The organism is Thioalkalivibrio sulfidiphilus, assembly GCF_000377945.1.
GTDB lineage: Bacteria > Pseudomonadota > Gammaproteobacteria > Ectothiorhodospirales > Ectothiorhodospiraceae > Thioalkalivibrio_A > Thioalkalivibrio_A sulfidiphilus_A.
Window position 1 is genome coordinate 38,871 of record NZ_KB898944.1, and the last position, 8,138, is coordinate 47,008.

11 protein-coding genes and 2 pseudogenes are annotated in these 8,138 nt (G+C 65.9%); 9 read left to right on the top strand and 4 right to left on the bottom strand.

What is annotated here, in order from left to right:
* Nucleotides 1-11 precede the first annotated feature (11 nt).
* The 4 genes from D580_RS0110590 (at nucleotide 12) to D580_RS0110605 (ending at nucleotide 2,643) form a co-directional block, all read left to right on the top strand.
* Complete coding sequence (locus tag D580_RS0110590) at nucleotides 12-287, top strand: monovalent cation/H+ antiporter complex subunit F (protein ID WP_012639075.1); 276 nt, start codon at nucleotides 12-14, stop codon at nucleotides 285-287.
* Nucleotides 280-666, top strand: coding sequence for a monovalent cation/H(+) antiporter subunit G (gene mnhG, locus D580_RS0110595; RefSeq protein ID WP_026289903.1), 387 nt, complete (start codon nucleotides 280-282; stop codon nucleotides 664-666). The genes D580_RS0110590 and mnhG overlap by 8 nt, the downstream gene beginning before the upstream one ends.
* A gap of 165 nt (nucleotides 667-831) precedes the next feature.
* A complete protein-coding gene (locus tag D580_RS0110600; protein ID WP_018954365.1) occupies nucleotides 832-1,317 on the top strand; it encodes a CBS domain-containing protein in 486 nt (161 codons plus the stop codon).
* A 39-nt stretch (nucleotides 1,318-1,356) separates the two neighbouring features.
* On the top strand, nucleotides 1,357-2,643 hold the full coding sequence (locus D580_RS0110605; RefSeq protein WP_196799737.1) for an arsenic transporter: 1,287 nt from the start codon (nucleotides 1,357-1,359) through the stop codon (nucleotides 2,641-2,643).
* Nucleotides 2,644-2,704: 61 nt separating this feature from the next.
* Here the strand turns inward: D580_RS0110605 and D580_RS0110610 are convergent, their stop codons facing one another.
* Nucleotides 2,705-3,151: an OsmC family protein gene (locus D580_RS0110610; protein ID WP_018954367.1), complete on the bottom strand. Its 447-nt coding sequence runs from the start codon at nucleotides 3,149-3,151 to the stop codon at nucleotides 2,705-2,707.
* Between the two features lie 176 nt (nucleotides 3,152-3,327).
* Here D580_RS0110610 and D580_RS0110615 point away from each other — a divergent pair.
* Nucleotides 3,328-3,660, top strand: a pseudogene (locus D580_RS0110615) (MFS transporter); the annotation flags it as partial.
* A gap of 227 nt (nucleotides 3,661-3,887) precedes the next feature.
* On the opposite strand, the gene D580_RS0110620 reads toward D580_RS0110615, so the two are convergent.
* From D580_RS0110620 to D580_RS0110630, 3 genes are all read right to left on the bottom strand, one after another.
* Nucleotides 3,888-4,340: a c-type cytochrome gene (locus D580_RS0110620; protein WP_018954369.1), complete on the bottom strand. Its 453-nt coding sequence runs from the start codon at nucleotides 4,338-4,340 to the stop codon at nucleotides 3,888-3,890.
* An 81-nt stretch (nucleotides 4,341-4,421) separates the two neighbouring features.
* Nucleotides 4,422-4,769: a hypothetical protein gene (locus D580_RS0110625; RefSeq protein ID WP_018954370.1), complete on the bottom strand. Its 348-nt coding sequence runs from the start codon at nucleotides 4,767-4,769 to the stop codon at nucleotides 4,422-4,424.
* 162 nt (nucleotides 4,770-4,931) lie between these two features.
* Complete coding sequence (locus tag D580_RS0110630; protein WP_018954371.1) at nucleotides 4,932-5,381, bottom strand: hypothetical protein; 450 nt, start codon at nucleotides 5,379-5,381, stop codon at nucleotides 4,932-4,934.
* Between the two features lie 234 nt (nucleotides 5,382-5,615).
* On the opposite strand from D580_RS0110630, the gene D580_RS0110635 reads away from it, so the two are divergent.
* The 4 genes and pseudogenes from D580_RS0110635 to D580_RS15445 form a co-directional block, all read left to right on the top strand.
* Nucleotides 5,616-6,185 (top strand): YfaZ family outer membrane protein, encoded by a 570-nt coding sequence (locus tag D580_RS0110635; protein ID WP_026289905.1) that lies wholly within the window; start codon nucleotides 5,616-5,618, stop codon nucleotides 6,183-6,185.
* Between the two features lie 3 nt (nucleotides 6,186-6,188).
* Complete coding sequence (gene mazG / locus D580_RS0110640; RefSeq protein WP_018954373.1) at nucleotides 6,189-6,989, top strand: nucleoside triphosphate pyrophosphohydrolase; 801 nt, start codon at nucleotides 6,189-6,191, stop codon at nucleotides 6,987-6,989.
* Between the two features lie 138 nt (nucleotides 6,990-7,127).
* A complete protein-coding gene (locus D580_RS0110645; protein WP_018954374.1) occupies nucleotides 7,128-7,853 on the top strand; it encodes a ferredoxin--NADP reductase in 726 nt (241 codons plus the stop codon).
* 50 nt (nucleotides 7,854-7,903) lie between these two features.
* Nucleotides 7,904-8,138, top strand: a pseudogene (locus D580_RS15445) (IS5/IS1182 family transposase); the annotation flags it as partial.

Sequence of the window (8,138 nt, forward strand, 5' to 3'; positions counted from 1 at the left end):
ACGGAGGAGCCATGCTGCAGATCGCCGCCATCCTGTCCTACCTGCTGCTCAGCCTGGCCCTGCTGTTCGGCTTCATCCGCCTGGTCAAGGGTCCAACCCTGCCGGACCGGGTGGTGGCCCTGGAGCTGATCGCCTCGCTGACCATCGGCTACATCGCCGTGTACGTGATCACCAGCGGCAAGACCGCGTTCCTGGACGTGGCCATGGTGCTGGCGCTCACCGCCTTCCTGGCCGCCGTGGGTTTTGCCCGTTACCTGGAGAAGGGAGGCCAGCGCGATGATGATTGAGATTCTCACCGGCATCCTGCTGGTGGTGGGCGCCGCGTTCATGCTGATCGCCGCCCTGGGCGTCTGGCGCATGCCCGACCTGCTCACCCGCATGCACGCCACCACCAAGGCCGGCGTGCTGGGCGCGGGCCTGATGCTCGCGGGCGTGGCGATCTTCTTCGCCGAGGTCAACGTGCTGGTGCGCGCCCTGGCGGTCATCATCTTCGTGATGCTCACCGCGCCGGTGGCTGCCCATGTCATCGGTCGTGCCGGCTACTTCGTGGGCGTGCCCCTGTGGGAGCACACCCTCAAGGACGAACTCAAGGGCCGCTACGACGACGAGACCCATACGTTGGCGAGCCCGCCCGAGGCCGCTCAGCGGCCGAAGGATGAAGGGTAGGCCCGAATCACAAGCCATCGACCCCGTGTAGGAGGCCCGACCCCGGGCCGAACCGCCCAAGCCTCGGCGAGTTCGGCCCGGGGTCGGGCCTCCTGCGGCGTTTGACAGGTCCGCGGATCCGCGCCAGCCTCTTCATCTGAGTCTCTGCGAGCGTCACCTCCCCCGATGAATGTCCGTGACCTGATGACCCCCGAGCCGATCACCGTGGCACCGGACACCCCGGTCGCGCAGGTGATCGCCCTGCTGGTGAGCCAGGGCGTGAATGGCGTGCCGGTGGTGGATGCCTCGGGCGCGCTGCTCGGCATGGTGACCAGCGGTGACCTGATTCATCGCCTGGCCGACGAGCGCCTGGAACCGCAATCCTCCCTGTGGCGCGAATCCTTCTACCGTTCCGTGTTCAGCGCGGCCCATCGGGATGCCCCGGACCCCGCCGAGGGCGCGACCGCCGCCCAGGTCATGAGCCGCGACACCGTGTGCGTGGCGCCGGAGGATGACATGGTGGTGGCGGCGCGCCTGCTCATTGCCCACGGGGTGAAGTCCCTGCCGGTGCTGGAGAAAGGTCGTCTGGTGGGCATGATCTCGCGCATGGACCTGCTGCGCTGTCTGCACGCCCATCCCGACTGCTGCAATCCCCTCAAGAAGACCGACTGAGTCCATGCCCCGGTCCGAACTGCGCGGTGTCCGAACATGCTGCTGACCGCGCTGGCCATCTTTGTCGTCACCATCGTGCTGGTCATCTGGCAGCCCCGGGGGCTTGGCATCGGCTGGAGTGCCGTGGCCGGCGCCCTGGTGGCGCTCGCCACCGGCGTGGTGGGTCTCGCCGACGTGCCGGTGGTGGTGGACATCGTCTGGAACGCCACCCTCACCCTGGTGTTCATCATCATCATCTCCCTGCTGCTGGACGAGGCGGGCTTCTTCGAGTGGGCGGCGCTGCACGTGACCCGCTGGGGGGCGGGCAGCGGTCTGCGTCTGTACGTGTTCATCGTGCTGCTGGGGGCGGCGGTCTCGGCCATGTTCTCCAACGACGGCGCGGCGCTCATGCTCACGCCCATCGTGCTGGAGATCCTGCGCGCCCTGGGCTTCGGCGCCGGGGCCATGCTGGCCTTCGTCATCGCGGCGGGCTTCATCGCCGACACCGCGAGTCTGCCCCTGGTGATCTCCAACCTGGTGAACATCGTCTCGGCGGACTTCTTCGGCATCGGCTTCCTGGAATACGCCCGGGTCATGGTGGTCGTGAATATCGTCTCGGTGCTGGCCTCGCTGGCCGTGCTGGTGCTGCTGTTCCGCCGCCGCATCCCCGCCCGCTACGACCCCTCGCAGCTGCGCGCGCCCCACGAGGTGATCCGGGACGGGGCGGTGTTCCGTGCCGGCTGGTGGGTACTGGGCCTGCTGCTGGCCGGCTTCGTGGTGCTGGAGCCCATGGGGGTGCCGGTGTCCTTCGTGGTGGGTCTGGGTGCGGCCCTGCTGCTGGGCGTGGCGGCCCGGGGGCGAGTCATCGCCATCCGCCGGGTGCTGGGCAATGCCCCCTGGCAGATCCTGATCTTCTCGGTGGGCATGTACCTGGTGGTCTACGGTCTGCGCAATGCGGGGCTGACCGCGGAACTGGCGGGGCTGCTGGACTGGTTCGCCGGGCAGGGGGTGACGGTGGCGGCGCTGGGCACCGGTTTCCTGGCGGCGTTCCTGTCCTCGGTGATGAACAACCTGCCGGCGGTGATGGTGGTGGCGCTCGCCATCGACGAGTCCGGGGCCGCGGGGCTGGTGAAGGAGGCGATGATCTACGCCAACGTGATCGGCTCGGATCTCGGCCCCAAGATCACACCGATAGGAAGCCTCGCCACGCTGCTCTGGCTGCACGTGCTGGCCCGCAAGGGGATCACCATCACCTGGGGTCAGTACATGCGCATCGGGCTGCTGATCACCCCGCCGGTGCTGTTGGTGACGCTGCTGGCGCTGGCGGGGTGGATCTCTTTGAAGTGAGAGGTGTGAATTGGGAAGTGCGAAGTGAAAATCCTGCTTCCTACTTCCCAATTCACCCTTCTCACTTTTCAACCACTTCCAGCGTCACCTCCACATTCCCATGCAGGGCCTTGTGCACCGGGCACTGGTCGAGCATGCGGTAGAGGGTCTGGCGACCCATCTCGTCCAGTTGCGTATCCACGTGCAGGCGTACCCGCAGGGCGTCGATGCAGCACTGCTGCACGCTCACGCCCCAGTGCATCTCGATGCGCAGGGTGGGGGGGAGCTTGCGGCGTTCCAGGAAGCGGCCGGCGAATTCCGACAGGCAGCCGCCCAGGGCCACGGCCAGGTGTTCCACCGGGCGCAGGCCCAGCACGCCTTGGTCGGATGCATCCCGGGGCTCCAGCTGCAGCTGTCCGTCGGCCCCGCGATGCAGGACCAGCGTGCCGCTGGATGGGGGTTTGGCGCCACCGGGATAGGACGGCGACGAGGGGGGCGAGACGGGCAGGGCGTTGGCTTCCGTTTCCATCATGATTCCTGAGGCTAGTAGTACGGCGGGGATGGGGAAACAGCCACTTTGGGATATGCCTCAGGAAAAATGGGGATACTGGCCCGGGCCGGGTCACTTGTATGCCCGGGGTGGCATCCGCTAGCCCGCATATTTCACCAAGGCGGCCGGCGGCTTATCCGGGGGAGGGGATCAGGATGGAGACGGTAACTCGGGAGCGGCTCAATATCGGCGTGCTGGCCACCAGCCAGGCCTTCTACAGCATCACGGCCATCACGGTCATGACCCTGAGTGGCCTGGTGGGTCTGCACCTGAGCCCCGATCCGGCGCTGGCGACCCTGCCGGTTTCCGCCATGATGCTCGGCACCCTGCTCACCACCCTGCCGGCCTCCCTGTACATGCAGCGGGTGGGTCGCCGGACGGGTTTCCTGACCGGCACGACCCTCGGTGGCCTGGGCGGCCTGCTCAGCGTCTGGTCCATCGGCATCGGTTCCTTCTGGATGTTCTGCGCCGCCAGCCTCCTGTTCGGCGTGCTCATTCACCAGGTGGGCTGGGCAATGCTCAACCTGGCCATGATGCCCTTCGTGCTGATCGTGCTGCTGGCGGCGCTGTGGCTGCGGGGCAGGGGGCTGCGTGAGGTGTAAAACCACCCTCACCCCGACCCTCTCCCTGAGGGAGTGGGAGAAAAACGCCTAACCCCTAACCCCTAACCCCTAACCCCTAACCCCTAACCCCTAACCCCTAACCCCTAACCCTATCAATAAATCCCCACCGCCCGCTGTTCCTGGCGGATCCAGGCGATGATGTGCGCGGCGTCCTCGCCGTCCACGGCGGGGATGGGCGGCATGTCGCCGAAGTTCCAGTGATGCTGGTGCACGCCCCGCGCCATGGCGATATAGAAGGCGAGGTCGGAGTGGTGGGAGGGCTCGTAGATGCGATGGATCAGGGGTGGGCCCTGGTCCGTGCCCCGGGCCTCGGCGCCGTGGCACTGCATGCAGTTGGCCTGGAACAGTTCCCGGCCCCGACGTGCGTCGGTCTGGAATCCCTCGGGGGGGATTCGGAAGTCGGCGCGTGGGGTGACGGTCTCGGCCGGTGAGGTGGTGCGTGTCGGCTCGGTGCTCGTCGCCGGTGGAGTGTTCTCGGGCGATTCGCCGCAGGCAACGAGCAGGCCGAGCAACGCGCTGAGCAGTACGGTGGTGTGAATCTTCATCGACATCATTCCTGTGCTGGGTAGTCAAACCGATCCGGCGGGCAGTGCGCGACCGCCCTGGCCGGACAAAGGCGAGATGCATCAGGCGATGTCGGGTGGCCTGAGGCTGCCCGGCGGGAGATGTTCGATCGTGGATTGAGACAGTATGGAGGCGATGACGAAGCGGCCCGGGTGCGGGTCGTTCAGCAGGCGCCACAGGCTGGCGGACAGGCAATGTCCGCAGGAGCCGCAGTGATCGCAGGCGTGATCGGTGGTGACCTGTCCGTCGGAGAGTTGTCCGTTCGGCGCCTGTGCCGGGTGGTCAGCGCAGTGCGCCGTGCCAGCCGTGGAATCCATGCTCGATGCCATGGACCACGCGCCGCCCACGGGGGCCAGGATCAGCGACCAGGCGATCAGCAGACTGAGCAGGATGCGAAGGCGTCGGGACATGAACGGTACGGTCGATGGGATCTCGGATCACGCCACTGTACCACAGCGGCCCGACCACTCAGGTTTCCTCGTGTCCTGATCCAGACCCCAAGCAAAAGCCCCGGCGCGAATGCGCCGGGGCTTTTTGCTTGGGCGTTAGGGACGTCCCGGCCCCGACGCGCATCAGGCCGCGTGACGGGCCTTGGCTTCCCGGGCGGCCTTGGCCTCCTCCTCGGAGTAGCCCTTGCCGGCCCACAGCATGTCGTAGGCGATCTCCTCGTTGCCGTTCTCGCACAGGGCCAGCACGTCCTGGAACAGGGGCTGGAAGGTCTCGCTGCGATGGGAGGCCTCGTGCTCTTCCATGCTGCGCCAGAAGGTGACGATCAGCGCTTCCTTGCCCTTCAGCGGACTTTCAACGGCCTGGCCCACGGTGGAGCCCTCGTTGGAGACATCACCGCTGTTGAGGCACACGAAGCCGCCCACGAAACCGGTGTCGGAGTGGTAGGTCTTCACGTTCTCGCACAGCACGGCCACCCGCTCCTGCAGGTCGTCCACGGTAAAGCCGTCCTTGAGGATCACGCGATTCACGGTGACCACGCCGTCGTGGGGGAAGTTGGGGATCAGGCTGCTCATGATGTCTCTCCTTGTTCAGATTGAATGGACTGATAAGCACATCAGTGAGTACTAATATAAATATCCTAGTTTAGATGTCAACTATTGTCCGGAGGATTCTCGGGATATGGCCTGGACACCCCACAAATTGTGTTCTCGAGACCTAAAAAGCCCCATATGACGTGGTAAGCTTGCGGCCACTGACCGGATCGACCGGTCCGGCACCTACAAGCCCAAATCCAGAGGAGAGACACCATGCGTATGGCAAGACTGCTCGCCGCCGCCCTGCTGGCCGGCGCTGGCGCCACGGCCCAGGCCGGTGGCATCGAGGCCTACCTGAGCAACAAGACCGCCCAGCTGACCTTCACGGGTGATGCATCCGGTATCGGCCTGGCGGGGGCGGAGATGTCCTTCGGCCTGTTCTACAGCGACGACAAGGACTACATGGGCAGCTTCGGCCTGCATGCCGCCGGCACCCCGGCAGGCGACATGCCCCTCACCTTCGGCCTGGGCGGCAGGATCTACGTGGGCAGCACCGACCGCCCGGACCAGAACTTCCAGGCCCTCGCCCTGGGTGGCGGGGTGCGTTACACCATTCCCGCCAACATGCCCATGGCGATCGCGGCGGACATCCACTTCGCTCCCTCCGTGACCAGCTTCAGCGACGCCGACCAGCTGCTGGACGTGGGCGTGCGTTACGAACTGGAGGTCACCCCGGGCGTGTCCGGCTTCCTGGGCTATCGTGAGCTGACCCTGGATCTGGACCGGGACAGCAGCTACAAGGTGGACAAGCACGTCCATTTCGGCGTGCGCTTCAGATTCTGATCCATGTCCAGTCAAGACCTGCCGGAGGATCCCCTTGAGCGGGTGCTGGCCATCATGGCCCGCCTGCGGGATCCCGAGGCAGGCTGTCCCTGGGACCTGAGGCAGACTTGGGAGACCATCGTCCCCCACACACTGGAAGAGGCCTACGAGGTGGCCGATGCCATTTCGAGAAGGGACTTCGAGGCCGTGCGCGGGGAGCTGGGGGACCTGTTGCTGCAGGTGGTCTTCTACGCCCGCATCGCCGAGGAGGAGGGGCGCTTCGACATCCAGGACGTGGCGCGGACCCTGGCCGAGAAACTGGTGCGCCGCCATCCCCACGTGTTTGCCGATGTCCGCTATGACACCGAGGCCGAACATCACGCCGCCTGGGAGGCGGAGAAGGCCCGCGAGCGGGTCGAGGCCGGCGAGGGTCGCGGGCCTCTGGACGGCGTGGCCCTGGCGCTGCCCGCGCTCACCCGCGCGGTGAAGCTGCAGAAGCGTGCCGCCCGGGTGGGTTTCGACTGGGACGGCCCAGGTCCGGTGCTGGACAAGGTGCTGGAGGAGTTCGAGGAGATCCGCGCCGAGATCGAGGCCGAAGCCCCCGAGGCCCGGCTCAGGGACGAGGTGGGTGACCTGCTGTTCTCCGTTGCCAACCTGGCCCGCCACCTGGGCGTGGACCCCGAGGCCGCCCTGCGTGGCACCAATGCCAGGTTCGAGCACCGCTTCCGCTTCATGGAGCAGGCCCTGGCCGCCCAGGGCCGGCGCCTCGAGGACGCGGACCTTCAGGAGCTGGACGGGCTGTGGGAGCAGGCCAAACAAAAGTAGGAAGTGGGAATTGGGAAGTAAGGTCTTTCACTTCCTACTTCCCAATTCCCACTTCTTACTTCAATTCCCCCTTCTCACTTCCGACCCGATTCCCTGTTACCCTTGGGCCACACACCGATAGCCCGCGTCACGCCCAACATGAACCACATCGCCACCGCCCCCGAGGGGATGCTCCCCGCCACCATCGTCGAGATCCGGCAGGAGACCCCGCACATCAAGTCGCTGCTGCTGGAGGTGGGCGAGCGCTTCAGCTACCGGCCCGGCCAGTGGATCGACCTGGTGGCGCAGGTAGAGGGTGAGTGGGCCGTCGGCGGCTATTCCCTGGTCTCCACGCCTTCCCTGCGAGGGCGCATCCAGCTGGCCGTGAAGGCGGCGGATCACCACGGCGTGACCCGCTACCTGCACGAGAGCGCCCGGGTGGGGGACACGGTGTACCTGTCACCGCAGGGACAGGGCGGTTTTTATTTCGAACCCCATATGGCGGACAAGGTGGTGTTGCTGGGCGCCGGGATCGGGGTCACGCCGCTCATCGGCATCCTGCGTTCCATCCATGAATCCATGCCCCAGGTGCAGGCAACCCTGGTCTACAGCGTCACCGAGAGCGCGGAGATCCTGTTCCGGGACGAACTGGAGCGCATGGGGCTTGCGCCCAACATCCGCTGCGTGATCACCGTGACACGGGACGCCGAGGACTGGCGCGGTCACACCGGGCGCATCAGTCATGACCTGCTCTCTGCCATGAACCTGCCGAAGGATGCCCTCTACTACTACTGCGGCAGCCGCGACTTCATCGAGGACATGACAGAGCTGCTCGCCGGCATGGGTATCCCCAGGGAACGGCTGGTGTTCGAGAAGTGGTGGTAGGAGGGCGCTAGGAGCCTGGGCGGTAGAAACCTGCAGCGTTAGAATTGGCTATGCCGACGACCTACCGCCCCTACAATCCCGATCAGCAGTTACTGTTGCCCGCGTCGCTCAAGGAGTGGCTTCCGGAGCAGCATTTGGCCTACTTCGTCTCCGATGCGGTGGACGCCTTGGATCTCACGGCGTTTCATGCCCGCTATGAAGGCGATGGCAGGCGCCGACAGCCGTTTGATCCGGCGATGATGGTGAAGGTGCTGACGTATGCCTACGCCAACGGGGTGTTTTCCT